Here is a 16581-nt window from a genome sequence, read left to right as displayed (position 1 = left end):
TTTTCATTTTCATTTTCAACTTCAATTTCCTTTTTATAAATTATCTTTGAAAAATATCCATTTTCAAACTATGAACGACTCACTAATTCTATTTTTAGCTATTATTATTTCTGCAGGTATTGGCGCATTTATTGGACTTAAATTTTCTCAATTAAAGAGTAAAAGTGACAAGAGTACTTTAGAAGAGCGTAATGCTAATCTTCAGCAACAATTCAATGAATTCAAAATCCATTCAGAAACCGAAATCCAAAAACAAGATCAGTATTTTAATCAGCAATTAACGGATTTAAAAGAAACAATTTCTAAAATTGAAATTGAACGTGAAGCGATTAGACGAGAAAAGGACTTTTTAAATACAGAACTTTCGAGACGTAATTCGGAATACGAAAATCTTGAAAAAGCCAACCTCAAACGCGGAGAAGAATTAGCCATACAACAAGAGCAATTACGGAAAGATTTTGAATTGATGGCCTCTAAAATATTAGATGAAAAATCTGAAAAATTCACACTTCAGAATAAAGAGAACATCAAAAACATATTAAATCCTTTGCAAGAAAAAATACAACTCTTTGAGAAAAAAGTAGATGATACTCAAAAAGAAAGCATCAGCATGCACTCGGCTTTAAAAGAGCAATTAGTAGGGCTTAAAGACCTTAACCAAATCATGGCTAAAGAAGCCACAAATCTTACTAGAGCGTTAAAAGGGGATAGTAAAACGCAAGGAAACTGGGGAGAATTGGTATTAGAGCGTGTCCTAGAAAAATCCGGATTAGAGAAAGATAGAGAATATTTTGTACAACAAAACTTTCAGCGTGAGGATGGTTCTCGTGTGATGCCAGATGTGGTATTACATCTTCCAGATTCTAAAAAAATGATCATCGATTCTAAGGTGTCATTAACTGCTTACGAGCAGTTTGTAAATGCTGAAGACGACCAACGTCCTCTCTTTTTAAAAGCGCATGTGAATTCTATAAAAAAACACGTCGATCAGCTTTCTGCTAAAAATTATCAAGATTTATATGATATTGAATCACCGGATTTTGTATTGATGTTTATTCCTATCGAACCTGCTTTTGCAGTCGCCATAAATGAAGACAATTCATTATATAATAAAGCTTTTGAACAAAACATAGTCATTGTAACACCTTCTACCCTACTAGCAACCTTGCGCACTATAGATTCCATGTGGAATAACGAAAAACAGCAACAAAATGCTTTAGAAATCGCGAAGCAAGCTGGTGCACTCTACGATAAATTTGAAGGCTTGGTCATTGATTTAACTGGCGTCGGCAAAAAGATTGATGCCGCTAAAAGTGACTATTCTTCTGCTATGAATAAATTGGTGGACGGAAAAGGTAATCTTATTTCTCGTGTCGAGAAGATTAAAAAAATGGGAGCCAAAGCTAAGAAATCACTTCCGGAAAGTATTATAAAACGTGCCACAGAAGATGATTTATAAAATAGTCCTATTTAAAGGCATAATTACAAATATGCCATAATAAAGGCATAAATTAGATTATTCTGTTTTAAAGGCATATATTTGAGTGTAATATAAGAATATATGACAAGTATAATTACTGGTGATATTATAAAATCTAGAGAAGCAACGAGTCAAAGTTTATGGTTAGACACCTTAAAAACGGCTTTAAGCACGCTATCTACGCGTACTTCTGACTACGAAATCTACAGAGGAGATAGCTTTCAAATTGAATGTAGTGATGCGCTCAACAGTTTTAAAAATGCTGTATATTTAAAAGCTTGTATTAAAACGATAAAAGGTTTAGATGTGCGACTTGCTATTGGTATCGGAGACAAAACGTATCAAGGTAAAACAGTAAGCGAATCTAATGGTGAAGCTTTTATATATTCTGGTGAAACCCTTGAAACCTTAAAAAAAGAGAAAGTAAACTTAAAACTTAAGACCAAAAGCGATATGATAAATACAGAGCTTAATCTTTATTTTAAACTTGCTTTAATTGCCATGGATAATTGGACGGTTAACTCTGCAGAAATTATGAAACTCAGCATAGAACATCCAAATATGATTCAATCTGACTTAGCTAAGCTTATTGACATAAGTCAAGATGCCGTAAGTAAACGCCAAAAACGAGCGTATTTAGATGAGATTCTAGAATTAGACCATTTATATAGACAGAAAATAAACCAATTATGATGCTACTCATTTTAAAACTCTTTTTGGCGCACCTCATAGGTGACTTCTTTCTTCAACCTCTAAAATGGGTAAAATATAAAGAGAAAAAGAAACTAAAATCCGTTTGGTTGTATGTACATGTTGCGGTTCATCTGGCCTTAATGTTTGTATTCGTTTGGGATTTATCATACACTCCATTAATATTAGGTATTGGTTTGTTACACCTAATTATCGATGGCTTAAAGCTTATTCTTCAACGTAAAAAAACAAAACGCTTATATTTTTTATTAGATCAGGTATTCCATATTATTTCAATCGTTGGGTTAACAGCACTTCTATATGTTGATGATTTTGACTTCTCTTTAATTTTAGATGCTCAGCTTTTACTCTTGATAATTTGTGTGGCCTTTTTAACCAAGCCTACATCTATAATAATGAAAACCATTTTCTCTAAATGGAACATTTCAAAACTGACGAAAGACAACGAATCCTTAAAAGATGCAGGAAACTATATTGGTGTTTTAGAACGCCTTTTAGTATTTGTCTTTGTCATTTTAGGCCATTGGGAAGCCGTAGGTTTTTTAATAACAGCAAAATCCGTTTTTAGATTTGGAGATCTGACTGCTTCTAAAGAACGAAAACTAACCGAATACATTTTAATTGGTACATTAATCAGTTTTGGCATTGCTATAATGACTAGCTTGCTCTACTTAAATCTTATAAATTATGTTTAGACCCACTGAAGATTCTAGAATTCAGATTTCAGAATTAATGAAACCATCTCACGCCAATTTTGGTGGAAAAATTCATGGAGGTTATATTTTAAGTTTAATGGATAATGTGGCTTTTGCGTGCGCATCAAAACATTCTCGCAGTTATTGTGTCACAGCATCCGTTAATAAAGTCAACTTCTTAAACCCGATCGAAGTAGGAGAATTAGTAACCATGAAAGCGTCGGTTAATTACGTTGGTAACTCGTCTATGGTTGTAGGCATCAGAGTAGAATCTGAAAATATAAGAACGGGTGAAACAAAACATTGTAATTCGTCTTATTTTATAATGGTAGCGGTTGATGAAGAAGGAAACAAAGTTTCGGTTCCTGGTCTTATTTTAACAAATAAACTAGCTGCAAAACGCTTCATTAAATCTATTATTAGACAAGAAAGTGATACTAAACGCAGTATGGATTTAGAGAACCTCTATAAAAATCTAGATCTTCATTTAGAAAAACTAAAGGATTACAAAGTACAAATTGACTTTAAATAAAAAAAAGCTAGTTCAAAAATGAACTAGCTTTTTTAGTATATAGAACTATGGGTGTCTTATTGTTTAATAAAACGCTTCGTATGTGTTACTGTATCATCAGTTATTCTCACTAAATAGACTCCACTTTTCCAATTAGAAACGTCAATTGATGATTCTAACTTTGTAATTAAACCTTTATAGATTCGTTTCCCTAAAACATCAAAGACTTCTAATTTCAAATCTTCACTTGTACTAAGTAACTTAATATTAAGTTTATTCTTAGCCGGATTAGGAGCAATAGTGAATTCATTATCTTGAATTTCCATTGCACTTAAGCCTGATCCAATATTAGAAATTAAGGTTGTCGGTGCCTGAGCAAACGAATATGCTGCCATAAAAAAAAGCAAAAAAAGTAATTTTAATTTCATATAAGTAGGGCATTGATTAATGCTAAGTTAATAATTATTAATGAATAACACTTACACTTAATCGAAAACCATGCCATTATTTACTTAAATACATTTTTCTTCTAGCATATAAATCATAAAACTGATCGTCCTTCAAATTCTCTATAAATAAGATACTTTCTCCTGTACTTTTCATTTCTGGTCCCAGTTGTTTATTCACATTCGGAAACTTATTAAACGAAAATACCGGTTGCTTAATTGCATAGCCTTCAAGCTGTGGATTAAAGTTAAAATCAGTCACTTTTTTCTCACCTAACATTACTTTGGTTGCATAGTTTACATAAGGTTCTTTATATGCTTTCGCGATAAAAGGCACTGTACGTGAGGCTCTAGGATTCGCTTCAATGATGTAAACAATATCATCTTGAATAGCGAATTGAATATTAATTAAACCTACTGTATGTAACGCTCTGGCAATGGTATGTGTATGATCTATAATTTGCTGCATTACCAAATCCCCCAAATTGAAGGCTGGTAATAAGGCATTACTATCACCTGAGTGAATTCCACATGGCTCAATATGCTCCATTATACCAATAATATGAACATTACCATCGGCATCACAAATAGCATCTGCCTCTGCTTCTATCGCTCCATCTAAATAATGATCTAACAATAACTTGTTACCAGGAATCGATTTTAGTAAATCGATAACATGAGATTCTAATTCTTGCTTATTAATCACAATTTTCATCCCTTGTCCTCCTAATACATAAGAAGGTCTTACTAAAATCGGAAAATCTAAAACATCTGCAATAGCTAATGCTTCATCCGCTGACTCAGCAACATCAAACTCTGGATACGGAATATTATGTTCTTTTAATATGTTTGAAAAACTTCCTCTATCTTCAGCTAAATCTAAAGATTGGAAGCTAGTTCCCATAATTTTAATACCATAACGCTCTAGCTTTTCAGCAAGCTTTAAGGCTGTTTGACCACCTAGTTGAACAATGACACCTTCTGGTTTTTCATGTTGAATGATATCATAGATATGTTCCCAAAATACAGGTTCAAAATATAATTTATCTGCAATATCGAAGTCGGTAGAAACCGTTTCTGGGTTACAGTTAATCATGATGGTTTCATAACCACATTCTGCAGCTGCCAAAACACCGTGCACACAACAATAATCGAACTCAATACCTTGACCAATTCTATTTGGACCAGAACCTAAAACAATAATTTTCTTTTTATCTGTAACGACACTCTCGTTTTGTACATAAACGGTTCCATCTGGTTTTTCAACTTCACTTTCAAAAGTTGAATAATAATATGGTGTCTGTGCTTTAAACTCGGCAGCACAAGTATCTACTAATTTAAATACACGATTAATATTTAGTTCGCTTCGCTTATTATAAACTTCACTTTCTAAACAACCTAACATGTGTGCTATTTGTCTGTCACCATAGCCTTTTTGCTTAGCTTCCAACAATAATTCACGCTCAATCGTATTGATTTTAAATGTAGAAATCTCTTTTTCAAGTTGAAATAATTCTTCATATTGCTTTAAAAACCACATGTCTATTTTTGTAATTTCATGAATACGACTCAATGGAATACCCATAGCAACAGCATCATAAATCACGAATACACGATCCCAACTTGCATGTGTTAACTTCTCTATAATAGTATCGTAATCTTTACAACTTTTACCATCTGCTCCTAATCCGTTTCTTGAAATTTCTAAAGATTGGGTGGCTTTATGAAGTGCTTCTTGAAATGAGCGACCTATTGCCATCACCTCACCTACAGATTTCATTTGTAAGCCTAGTGTACGGTCTGAACCTTCGAATTTATCAAAATTCCAACGTGGAATCTTTACAACAACGTAATCTAAAGTTGGCTCAAATAATGCAGACGTTGATTTTGTAATCTGATTATCTAATTCATCTAAATTATAACCAATAGCTAATTTTGATGCAATCTTAGCAATAGGATACCCTGTTGCTTTACTTGCTAATGCAGAAGAACGAGATACACGTGGATTAATTTCAATGGCGATTATTTCCTCTTCATCATCCGGACTCACTGCAAATTGCACATTACAACCACCTGCGAAATCACCAATACTTCGCATCATATGAATGGCCATATCTCGCATTTTCTGATATGTTTTATCAGATAATGTCATTGCTGGTGCTAGCGTAATTGAGTCACCGGTATGAATTCCCATCGGATCCATATTTTCAATGGTACAGATAATCACAACGTTGTCGTTTTTATCTCGTAATAACTCTAATTCGTATTCTTTCCAACCGATTAAGGCTTTATCGATCATGACTTCGTGAATTGGAGAAACTTCCAAACCACGCGTTAGCATTTCGTCAAAATCTTCTTCTTTATATACAAAAGAAGCTCCTTCGCCACCTAAGGTGTACGACGCTCTAATAACTAAAGGAAAACCAAATTCTTGTGCAATTTCTTTTCCTTTAAGATAAGAGGTTGCTGTTGCTTGAGGCGCCATACCAACACCGATCTTTAGCATTAACTCTCTAAATTGTTCTCGGTCTTCAGTGATATTAATGGCGTCAATATCTACACCGATAATATCTACACCAAAATCTTTCCAAATGCCTTTTTCATCAGCCTCGATACAAAGATTTAACGCTGTTTGTCCACCCATAGTTGGCAGAACAGCATCAATTTGCGGATGATTTTTTAAAATTTGAATTAAAGATTTAGTAGTTAATGGCAACAAATACACATGATCCGCCATCGTAGGATCAGTCATTATTGTTGCAGGATTAGAATTAATAAGAATGGTTTCAATTCCGTCTTCTCTTAATGATCGAAGAGCTTGAGATCCTGAATAATCGAATTCACAAGCTTGCCCAATGACTATAGGGCCTGAACCAATGAGTAATACAGATTTAATGTTGTTGTTTTTTGGCATGAGACTTTATGTTTAGTGAAATTGCAAATGTGTTTCATATATCATTTGCAGATGCAAAAATAGTTATCAATAGGATACAAAAAAAGGCGTTACACCTAAGTAACGCCCTAATATATTAACAATTGTTAATCATTATTTTTTATGTCTAGTTTCTGTAGAAACAGATAATTTCTTTCTTCCTTTAGCTCTTCTACGCGCTAAAACTTTTCTTCCGTTAACAGAAGCCATTCTTTCTCTGAAACCGTGCTTGTTTTTTCTTTTTCTTTTTGACGGTTGAAACGTTCTTTTTGGCATGTCTTATATATTTTATAAACTAATAATCTTATTTGAAATCTGAGAGGTCTCTCAAAACTGCGTGCAAATATACAACAAGTTTTTACTTTAGCAAGGAGCAAAAGAAAAATTTTGTTTAGAATTTTAACTCTTAGATTTTATTATCTTTGCGCTCTGCAAAAATACACAGAAATATGTTTAATAAAAATATAAAACTAGTCATCGCCGTATTAATTATTGGTTTCGGCATCTATCAATTCACTGAAGGTAACATTGGTAATGGTATTATGTACCTCTTACTTTCTACGATATTCATTTTTCTTTATTTTAAAAATGAAATGATTTTACTAGCATTTTTAAAACTTAGAAAACAAGATTTTGTAGGCGCTAAAAAATGGTTAGACAAAATAAAGAACCCAGAAGGCGCTTTAGTTAAAAAACAACAAGGCTATTTAAATTACCTTTATGGTATTATGGTCTCTCAGACTAATATGAATGAAGCTGAAGGTTATTTTAAGAAAGCGATTAGTTTAGGGTTGTCAATGGACCACGATTTAGCTATGGCTAAATTGAATTTAGCAGGAATTGCTTTTTCTAAACGTAGAAAGCCAGAAGCTCAAAAATTATTAGCGGAAGCTCAAAAATTAGATAAAAGAGATATGCTTGCTGAGCAAATTAAGATGATGAAGGAGCAAATGAAAAAAGCAACTATGCCTAAACAGCAATACGGTCAGCCAACATCTGCGAGACAAAACCGAAGAAGTAGACGTTAATATCTTACAATATAGGTGCCATTAAACGCGCAACTGCTTCTATGAGCTTTGTGCGTTTAGAGCGATTTTTCCAAGAATTTAGTTCTAGCTTTTCGCAATGCTTTAAATCCTCATTAAAGAATTCTGTTAGCTCACTACTTATTTTCTTATTATAGATTAAGGCATTGACTTCAAAATTAATATTAAAACTTCTATAATCCATATTGGTTGTGCCCACCGTACAAAATACGCCATCGACAACCATTGTTTTAGCATGAATAAATCCTTTAGTATAGCGATACACTTCTACTCCCGCTTCTAAAAGCATTTCTAAATAAGAATTTGTAGCATATTCTGCAATCCAAGAATCCGACTTCTTTGGTACAATAATCTTAACTTCTTTATTACTTCTTGCTAATACCTGAAGCGCAGTTACGATTTCGCTATTTGGAATAAAATATGGTGTGGTAATATAAACATGGTCTTCAGCATTTGTAATAGCTACAAAAATAGCCTCCATAATATTAGACCAATCTGTATCCGGACCACTAGCAGCAATTTGAAGCGGTATGTTTTCTTTACAGTTATGATCTGGAAAATACGTCTTAGAAATTTCTAATTCATCGCCACTAACAAAATCCCAAGTTGTAAAGAATAAAATCTGTAGTTGTTTTACAGCTTCCCCAACGATACGCACATGGGTATCTCTCCAATACCTGTCATTGTTAGCATTAACATAAGCATCCGAAACATTAATGCCGCCAACATAACCTATCTTTCCATCAACTACAACGATTTTACGATGATCGCGATAATTCATCTTACCTGTTGAGTTTGAAAATCGAACAGGCATAAAAGGATGCATTGCTATACCACAATCTTTTAGCTTGCGCTTCATCTTCGATGTTATAGAGCTTCCAACATCATCTATGGCTATTCTAATTTCGAGGCCTTCACTTGCTTTTTTGCATAATAGGTCTAGAAGTTCTCTTCCTATTTTATCATCTTTAATTATAAAATATTCAAGATGGATATGATGTTCAGCTTCTTCAATGTCTTTAAATAATAATTTAAACTTTTCATCACCATTTTTAATAAGCTTTATATCATTATTAATAGTGAGTTTTGAGTTTTCATTATTATACAATAAAGGAATCACTTTCGATTTTTGATCGAGTAGGTCATCTACTTCATTTACCTCTTTAGCTTCAAGTTCTAATTCGTCTTGAATCCTTTTAACAATAGACTGGTTTAAGACATTTTTTCTAGAAAAAATTTTATTCTTTCGGTATTCTTGCCCGAAAAGATAATACACAATTAAACCTAAAAAAGGTAAAGCCAATAGACCAATAATGTAACTTAAAGCCTTTGTTGGATTTACCTTTTTAAGTAAAATGGTAACCACAGCAGATAAAGCAACCGTATAATTGAGAACAAATAAAATCTGCCAAATATGATTTTTTACGAACTCCAAAATTTATGGATTGGTGTTATAATACCCTTCTTTCGGAATTTCTATAAAATATGATTTTCTAGATTTGTTATTTAAATGTGGCTCTCTTAACCATGGATTATGAAGTTTTAGAATTTTATAGTTAATTCCAAATTGTTTAGCAAACTTTGCAAAATCAGTTACTGCTGTATCAACTTCAACCTTATACGTTGGTACTTCTTTGTATAAATGCGATTTATTAAAATTAAAGCCATACCTATCTGGATTAGAAAGTATTTCTTTTAAAGCTACAATTCTAAACACATAACGACCGGTTTCTTCACCTAATAATAAATCGTAGTATCCATTAACATCCTGTTCTTTTAATCGTCGAGACACTCCATAATTACCTGCATTATATGCTGCAGCAGCCTTCGTCCAAGACCCTAAGCTTTCCTTAGCCTTCTTTAAATAATCGCAAGCAACTTCTGTCGCCTTTTCAATATTATAGCGTTCATCGACGTTAGAGTTAACTTCTAAACCATTTTCTTTTCCTGTTGCTGACATAATTTGCCAAACACCACTTGCACCTGCTGGTGATTTTGCAGTTTGTACCAATCCGCTTTCTATTACAGCGAGGTATTTAAAATCATCTGGGATGCCATTTTTCTTCAAAATAGGCTCAATAATTGGAAAATACTTTTGAGCACGTTTAAACATTAAAAGTCCATTAGACTGCCAATAGGTATTTACTAACAACTCTCTGTCCATACGCTCATAAATATCCGGATCATTAACTGGTACAGCTTCACCTGCAAAGTTTAAATTTTCTGGCATTTCTAAGGCGTATACATTGTAACTATTTACAAGAGGATCCTCTTTTCCTAATAAATGATCTGGTATTGCCATTTCATCTGGAGACTTTTGCATTGAAAAAATAAATAAGCCTGATATACAAATCACACCTATTAGAGCTAAACTATTTTTTATGATTTTCATGTGTTTTAATTTAAAGTGAATTGAATGCCATTTATCGTTCATAATTATTCATTCCTTTGAATAACTGTCTTTTTAATATAGGCATTCTTAATTTTTCTTTTTTTATAAATGTAATCAATCTAAGAACAGAATTCAAGTTCAGGCTTCAATAAGTTTTGGTAAATTTTCGTTAAACCATTTATACTTACTAATCACCATAATATGCGTTCCGCCTTTAACCACTGTGCAATTGCCGCCACAAGAATGTGGGAAAACGGCATCATTATCACCGTGAATATAAATAGCCTCTGGATGTGGTTCTTCTTGATCCCAACAAACCACTTGCTTAATTGCCCAATCTAAATAAGTTTTATCGCTAACAGAAAGGTATTTTTTATATAAATCTACACGTTTCTTTATGGTCTCGCCAAAAGCATATTTTGCAAGTAAATCGATATTACTCACTAATGAGGTCGGTAATATTTTATAAGCTTTAGTTACTTTAAGTAGTTTTAACCGTTTTGGAAGTTCGTGATGAGACTTAACACTAGAAACAACTATCAATTTTTTTACGTTTAAAAATTTACTCATTTCCTGAACCAAAATACCGCCAAAAGAGACCCCTAGTAAAACGATATTATCATGTTTAATAAATTGGCACATACGCTGTGCATACGCATTAAGTGTTTCGTTAATATCGGGAATTTGCCACTCTAACCAATGAATTTTATACGCTTCTTCGGGTAGGTTAATATGCTCAAATATAGTTGGGTTTGCAGCCATACCAGGCATTAAATAAACATGTGTTAATTTACTGTTCATAGGTCTTAAAACTTTTTAAGTGCTCGTCTTAATTAATTACAATTTAAGGTTTTAACATCGACAGTCTGAAACATTCGTTGATTTTTTGTACCTTTGCACAGCAAAACTATATAAAATATAGTATCTACACTGCCAACCGCTGAATTTAATAAAAAGAAATTATGACAGAAACTGCTCAATTAATTGACAACGACTTCCTGCGTCAATTTGAATTAAATGTTGAAAACGAAATGGCAATTATTGAATATTCTTTGCAGGAAAGGAAGATATTCTTAACGAAAATGGTTATTCCTGATACTATTAGGACAGAAGAGTTTGAATTAGAATTTATTGATTTAGTTTTTTCAAACATTAAAGAAAGAAACATTAGTGTAGTACCAACAAGTCCTGAAATAGCTAAGTTTGTAAGACGCAACAGAAAATATAAGCGCATGCTTCCTGTAGGGATTAGAATATAACTGTAGAAAAAAATCATAAAAAAACCGAAGCTTTTAAAAGTTTCGGTTTTTTTTATGATTTTAATTTAAGCTAATTACTGCTTCGTGTAAGTCAATTTTAAATCTTTCGTTTCTATAACTTCAGTAAAGTCCTCATTATAAATTTTTACAGAATTTTCATATACCGTCGTTAAGGTGTCTCCACTTAACACATATACTCTGTCTGAAATTTTAATTATACGCTCTTCAGCGATTTCAAACTCTGAAGCGAAACTAATTATACCTTCCGTATTACAATCCGAAATAATTCTGTACACATTTGTATCATTCTCTATATAATACTTCAGTGGATTAGAAAATTCATTACCAGAAGATACCGTTCCATTATTATCGAACGTTAGTGTTTCTGTCTTATTACAATCTATTTCGGCTATGAGATTCGTGTTAGACACACCATCTTGGTTTACATCAAATGGAAGGTCAATTGTACGCGTCGTTAGTAACCAAACTCCAATAACATCATGCTCACTTTTATCTGAACAAGACATCACAGAGTACAATAAAAAAATAAGAGTAAAAATTAATGTTGTTTTTTTCAATGTATAATCCCTTAATAAGTTCAAAGATAAAACGAAATAACTAATTTATAGGAAAATACCTATTATTAAAACCATAAAAAATCGACTAGTTTAGTGTCAAATTCTCTTGAAACTCAAATCGAACCAAACCATCGTCATCAATTTTAGTCAATCTCACTTTTTCTAGTGTATTTACCAACTCAGGATTCCAAGGTGCTTTTACTTTGACATAGTTTTCTGTAAACCCATGTATATAACCTTCCTTATTTTCACTTTCAAATAACACAATGCGATCTGTATCTAATTGGTTTTCATAAAATGCACGACGCTTTTTAGCAGATAAACCTCTCAACATTTTACTGCGTTTTACTCTTTTTGCTTTAGAAACGACATTAGGCATTTTTGCAGCTTCAGTATTATCACGTTCTGAATATTGAAATACATGTAAATATGAAATATCTAATGCATTTAAAAAGTTATATGTTTCTAAAAACAATTCGTCGGTTTCACCAGGAAATCCAACGATCACATCCACACCAATACAAGCATGAGGCATCACTTCGTTTATTTTTGAAACTCTGTCTACATACAATTCTTTCATGTAGCGACGTTTCATCTTCTTTAAAATCTCATTACTTCCGCTTTGTAATGGAATATGAAAATGAGGTACAAATGCTCTCGAATTTGAAACCAAATCAATGGTATCATTTTTTAATAAATTGGGTTCAATAGATGAAATTCTCAAACGCTCAATACCTTCAACCTGATCCAATTCTTTAACTAAATCTAAAAAAGTATGTTCGTGTTTTTTATTCCCGAATTCCCCTTTTCCGTAGTCACCAATATTGACTCCTGTTAGTACAATTTCTTTTATACCTTGTTCAGAAATCTCTTTAGCATTCTTCAAAACATTGGTCATGGTATCACTACGAGAAATTCCTCTAGCCAAAGGAATAGTACAATACGTACATTTATAATCGCAACCATCTTGTACTTTTAAAAATGCTCTAGTTCTGTCGCCAATAGAATAACTACCAACATAGAAATCTGCTTCTTCTATTTCGCAAGAATGGACTTCGCCAAAATCGTTTTTAGTTAAGTCATTTAAGTAATCTGTAATCTTGAATTTCTCTGTGGCTCCCAAAACCAAATCTACACCATGTACATCTGCTAATTCTTCTGGTTTCAACTGTGCGTAACAACCAATCGCCGCAACAAAAGCATCTGGATTGCTTTTTTGAGCTTGCTTTACAATGGTTTTAAAACGCTTGTCTGCATTTTCGGTTACCGAACAGGTATTTATGACATAAATATCTGCCGATTCCTTAAAATCTACACGATCAAAACCTTCATCTGCAAAACCTCTTGCGATTGTAGATGTTTCTGAAAAATTCAGTTTACAACCTAATGTATAAAATGCGACTTTTTTTGTTGGATTCATTCTTGTACTTTTACCAAGTTGGCAAATTTACAACATATAACTTATATGCTAAAGCTCGTACGATTCTTATTCAATAGTTTACTTTTTGGAGCCTTATTTTTAATGACATTTTCTTGTACTTCAAAAGAAAGCGCGCCATTAGACCATCTTGTTTTTAGATATAACGAACATAAAAACATAGGCTCTTTAGATCCGGCTTTTTCTAAAGACTTAGCCGACATTTGGGCTACACATCAGTTATTTAATGGATTGGTACAAATGGACGACCAACTCAATGTACAATCTTCTATTGCTAAACATTGGTCAATTACCGATAGTGCAAAAACCTACACATTTACACTTAGAGATGATGTGTTTTTTCATAAACATGAATTATTTGATACTTCGACTTCGCTCAGTAACCAAGATTCTACAAGGCTTGTAACGGCATCTGATTTTGAATATAGCTTTAACCGTTTAAGAAATAAAGCGATTGCGTCACCAGGAAGTTGGGTTTTAAATAAGGTTGAAGGCTTTTCTGCTATAAACGATTCTACATTTCAAATTAAACTCAAACAAGCTTTTCCTGCGTTTTTAGGCTTGTTAACCATGAAATATTGTTCTGTGGTACCAAAGGAAGTTGTGGAACATTATGGGAATGATTTTAGGTCTCACCCCATTGGAACTGGTCCTTTTAAATTTAAGCGTTGGGAAGAAAATTTAAAATTAGTATTCAGAAGAAACAATAACTATTTTGAAACCGATTCTATAAACCAACAGCTACCATATCTTGAAGCGGTTGCTATTACTTTTTTACCAGATAAGCAAAGTGAATTTCTACAGTTTGCACAGGGTAACATTGATTTTGTATCGGGTTTAGACGGCTCTTATAAAGATGAAATTTTAACTACCGTTGGGCAATTAAAATCAAATTATATAGCTGATGTAAATATGATTCGTGGTCCCTATCTCAACACCGAATATCTAGCCTTTTTTATGGAAAGTGAGGTTAGTACCATTCAGTCTTTAAAACTGCGAAAAGCAATTAATGTAGGTTTTGATCGCAATAAAATGATGATGTATTTACGAAATGGTATCGGAATCCCTGCAAATGGTGGTTTTATCCCCAAAGGTTTACCTGGTTTTGATGCTACAATTGGTTTTAACTATCAACCGGATTTGGCAAAACAATTGGTGTCCGAATTTAAAGCAGAAACAGGAATTAAAAATCCTGAAATTACATTAACGACTACAAGTAATTATTTAAGTTTTTGTGAATTTATTCAACGAGAACTACAAAAAACAGGCTTAATGGTTTCTATTGATGTTATACCTCCGTCGAGTCTTAAAGATGCTAAAGCGAATGGTCAAGTCGATTTTTTCAGAGCGAGTTGGATTGCCGATTATCCAGATGCTGAAAACTACCTATCCTTATACTACAGCAAAAACTTTGCTCCAAAGGGTCCTAATTACACGCATTTTAAGAATGATACATTCGATGACATGTATGAAGCTGCGTATTTAGAAACGGATTATAACAAACGTATAGAACTCTATACTAAAATGGACTCTTTACTTATGGCTTCTGCACCAATAGTGCCTATGTTTTATGATGAAGTTGTTCGATTTACAAGAAAGAATGTGACTGGCCTGGGTATTAATGCGACTAATTTGTTGGAACTGAAATCCGTTAAAAAAAGTGAACTTAAAAATTAAAGATGATAATTAATTTTTACTCTTAAATCGCGAAAAATAGTAACTCCAAAAAAAACATCTAAACTTATGCTTCAACATATTCAGCACGTTCAAGACCTATAAAACATAAATAATATTGTGAATTAAGCTTTTACCGAGATATTAGTCTTTCCTATATTGTTTTGATTCTTCGAAAATATGATTTAAAATTGCTTTGTCTATTTCTGTAAATTCCTCTTTGCGTCTAGCCATCACCACTTCCGCAACTTCAAACGCCTTGTCTGTTTTATAAGTTACAAAACCTTTGCTTCCGCCCCAAGAAAAACTTGGCACAAAGTTTCTAGGAAAACCACTTCCAAAGATATTAGCACTAACACCTACAACTGTACCTGTGTTAAACATGGTGTTAATGCCACATTTACTATGATCTCCCATCATTAATCCACAGAATTGAAGTCCGGTTTTAGCAAAGCCTTCCGTTTGGTAATCCCAAAGTCTAACTTCTGCGTAATTATTCTTTAAATTACTCGTATTCGTATCTGCACCTAGATTACACCATTCTCCTATAACTGAATTTCCTAAAAAGCCATCGTGACCTTTGTTCGAAAATCCGAATATGACAGAGTTACTAACCTCTCCTCCAACTTTACTATGAGGTCCAACAGTCGTTGGTCCATAAATCTTACTAGCCATTTTTAAGGTGGCATTATGACATAACGCAAAAGGACCTCTTACAATAGATCCTTCCATAACTTCGGCATCTCTACCAATATAGATTGGTCCAGAACTCGCATTTAAAGTTGCAAAATTTAAAGTTGCTCCTTTTTCGATAAAAATATTTTCAGGATTAATGGTGTTGATTGTCACAGGAATGGGTTGTGACTCTCTATCCTTAGTGATTAAATTAAAATCTTCGATAATCGCCTCACCATTAAGTGCAAAAATATCCCAAGTATGTTCAATTTTTAAAAGATCGCCTTCAAACTCTATAGCTTCAAACGTTGAAAAATCACTTACTTCCTCTCCTTCTTTAATATAGAATGCAATGACATCTTCCCCTTTAAATAAAGCTTGATTTTCGCTTAAGTTTTTTACAACCTCTGCAACTTCCATATTAGGTAGAAAAGAAGCATTAATCATAATGTTATTTTCCATTTCTACCATAGGAAACTTATCTGCTAAATAATCTTCGGTAACCGTTGTAGTGGTATATTCTATATACGATTCCCATTTTTGGCGTATGGTTAAAATACCAACTCTTAGGTCTGCAACTGGTCTTGTAAATGTAAATGGTAAAAGATTATTACGATAAGGACCGTCAAATAATATATAGTTCATGGTAAGATTTAAAGTTAGAAGTTGGCATTAAAACGATTAAGATTCTAAAATTCAACTTAATTATGACATCAAAAATAGCTTAATTGTTGAAAATAAAAA

General features: G+C 32.9%; 16 protein-coding genes. 7 read left to right on the top strand and 9 right to left on the bottom strand.

What is annotated here, in order from left to right:
* Nucleotides 1-70: 70 nt before the first annotated feature.
* The 4 genes from rmuC (at nucleotide 71) to DFQ09_RS08370 (ending at nucleotide 3418) form a co-directional block, all read left to right on the top strand.
* Nucleotides 71-1459, top strand: coding sequence for a DNA recombination protein RmuC (gene rmuC / locus DFQ09_RS08385; RefSeq protein ID WP_115809308.1), 1389 nt, complete (start codon nucleotides 71-73; stop codon nucleotides 1457-1459).
* 102 nt (nucleotides 1460-1561) lie between these two features.
* Nucleotides 1562-2173, top strand: coding sequence for a transcriptional regulator (locus DFQ09_RS08380; RefSeq protein WP_115809306.1), 612 nt, complete (start codon nucleotides 1562-1564; stop codon nucleotides 2171-2173).
* Nucleotides 2170-2886 carry a DUF3307 domain-containing protein gene (locus tag DFQ09_RS08375; RefSeq protein WP_317124899.1) on the top strand — a complete coding sequence of 239 codons (717 nt, stop codon included), beginning with the start codon at nucleotides 2170-2172 and terminating at the stop codon, nucleotides 2884-2886. The genes DFQ09_RS08380 and DFQ09_RS08375 overlap by 4 nt, the downstream gene beginning before the upstream one ends.
* On the top strand, nucleotides 2879-3418 hold the full coding sequence (locus tag DFQ09_RS08370; RefSeq protein WP_115809304.1) for an acyl-CoA thioesterase: 540 nt from the start codon (nucleotides 2879-2881) through the stop codon (nucleotides 3416-3418). Before DFQ09_RS08375 ends, DFQ09_RS08370 begins: the two co-directional genes overlap by 8 nt.
* A 56-nt stretch (nucleotides 3419-3474) precedes the next feature.
* Here the strand turns inward: DFQ09_RS08370 and DFQ09_RS08365 are convergent, their stop codons facing one another.
* From DFQ09_RS08365 to rpmH, 3 genes are all read right to left on the bottom strand, one after another.
* Nucleotides 3475-3792 carry a T9SS type A sorting domain-containing protein gene (locus tag DFQ09_RS08365; protein WP_181897161.1) on the bottom strand — a complete coding sequence of 106 codons (318 nt, stop codon included), beginning with the start codon at nucleotides 3790-3792 and terminating at the stop codon, nucleotides 3475-3477.
* A 109-nt stretch (nucleotides 3793-3901) separates the two neighbouring features.
* Nucleotides 3902-6757, bottom strand: a complete 2856-nt coding sequence (carB, locus tag DFQ09_RS08360; protein WP_115809300.1) for a carbamoyl-phosphate synthase large subunit — start codon at nucleotides 6755-6757, stop codon at nucleotides 3902-3904.
* A 132-nt stretch (nucleotides 6758-6889) separates the two neighbouring features.
* Nucleotides 6890-7051, bottom strand: a complete 162-nt coding sequence (rpmH, locus tag DFQ09_RS08355) for a 50S ribosomal protein L34 (protein WP_115809298.1) — start codon at nucleotides 7049-7051, stop codon at nucleotides 6890-6892.
* Between the two features lie 173 nt (nucleotides 7052-7224).
* Here rpmH and DFQ09_RS08350 point away from each other — a divergent pair, with 173 nt between their 5' ends.
* Nucleotides 7225-7803: a tetratricopeptide repeat protein gene (locus tag DFQ09_RS08350; RefSeq protein ID WP_115809296.1), complete on the top strand. Its 579-nt coding sequence runs from the start codon at nucleotides 7225-7227 to the stop codon at nucleotides 7801-7803.
* Between the two features lie 4 nt (nucleotides 7804-7807).
* On the opposite strand, the gene cls is transcribed toward DFQ09_RS08350, so the two are convergent.
* From cls to DFQ09_RS08335, 3 genes are all read right to left on the bottom strand, one after another.
* Entirely contained in the window at nucleotides 7808-9256 is a 1449-nt protein-coding gene (cls, locus tag DFQ09_RS08345) for a cardiolipin synthase (RefSeq protein WP_245940330.1), read from the bottom strand.
* A gap of 3 nt (nucleotides 9257-9259) precedes the next feature.
* A complete protein-coding gene (locus tag DFQ09_RS08340; RefSeq protein WP_115809740.1) occupies nucleotides 9260-10213 on the bottom strand; it encodes a lytic transglycosylase domain-containing protein in 954 nt (317 codons plus the stop codon).
* 138 nt (nucleotides 10214-10351) lie between these two features.
* Nucleotides 10352-11014 carry an alpha/beta hydrolase gene (locus tag DFQ09_RS08335; protein ID WP_115809291.1) on the bottom strand — a complete coding sequence of 221 codons (663 nt, stop codon included), beginning with the start codon at nucleotides 11012-11014 and terminating at the stop codon, nucleotides 10352-10354.
* 161 nt (nucleotides 11015-11175) lie between these two features.
* Here DFQ09_RS08335 and DFQ09_RS08330 point away from each other — a divergent pair, with 161 nt between their 5' ends.
* Nucleotides 11176-11472, top strand: coding sequence for an N-acetyltransferase (locus DFQ09_RS08330; protein WP_115809289.1), 297 nt, complete (start codon nucleotides 11176-11178; stop codon nucleotides 11470-11472).
* 74 nt (nucleotides 11473-11546) lie between these two features.
* On the opposite strand, the gene DFQ09_RS08325 is transcribed toward DFQ09_RS08330, so the two are convergent.
* Together DFQ09_RS08325 and mtaB are read right to left on the bottom strand one after the other, a co-directional pair.
* Nucleotides 11547-11999, bottom strand: a complete 453-nt coding sequence (locus tag DFQ09_RS08325; protein WP_147298340.1) for a hypothetical protein — start codon at nucleotides 11997-11999, stop codon at nucleotides 11547-11549.
* Between the two features lie 136 nt (nucleotides 12000-12135).
* Entirely contained in the window at nucleotides 12136-13470 is a 1335-nt protein-coding gene (gene mtaB, locus DFQ09_RS08320) for a tRNA (N(6)-L-threonylcarbamoyladenosine(37)-C(2))-methylthiotransferase MtaB (protein ID WP_115809285.1), read from the bottom strand.
* 45 nt (nucleotides 13471-13515) lie between these two features.
* Here mtaB and DFQ09_RS08315 point away from each other — a divergent pair, with 45 nt between their 5' ends.
* Nucleotides 13516-15165: an ABC transporter substrate-binding protein gene (locus DFQ09_RS08315; protein ID WP_115809283.1), complete on the top strand. Its 1650-nt coding sequence runs from the start codon at nucleotides 13516-13518 to the stop codon at nucleotides 15163-15165.
* 141 nt (nucleotides 15166-15306) lie between these two features.
* On the opposite strand, the gene DFQ09_RS08310 is transcribed toward DFQ09_RS08315, so the two are convergent.
* Nucleotides 15307-16482: a GlmU family protein gene (locus DFQ09_RS08310; RefSeq protein WP_115809281.1), complete on the bottom strand. Its 1176-nt coding sequence runs from the start codon at nucleotides 16480-16482 to the stop codon at nucleotides 15307-15309.
* Nucleotides 16483-16581 lie beyond the last annotated feature (99 nt).

Source organism: Winogradskyella pacifica, from assembly GCF_003386275.1.
Lineage (GTDB): Bacteria > Bacteroidota > Bacteroidia > Flavobacteriales > Flavobacteriaceae > Winogradskyella > Winogradskyella pacifica.
This window is presented reverse-complemented; position numbering and strand designations above follow the sequence as displayed.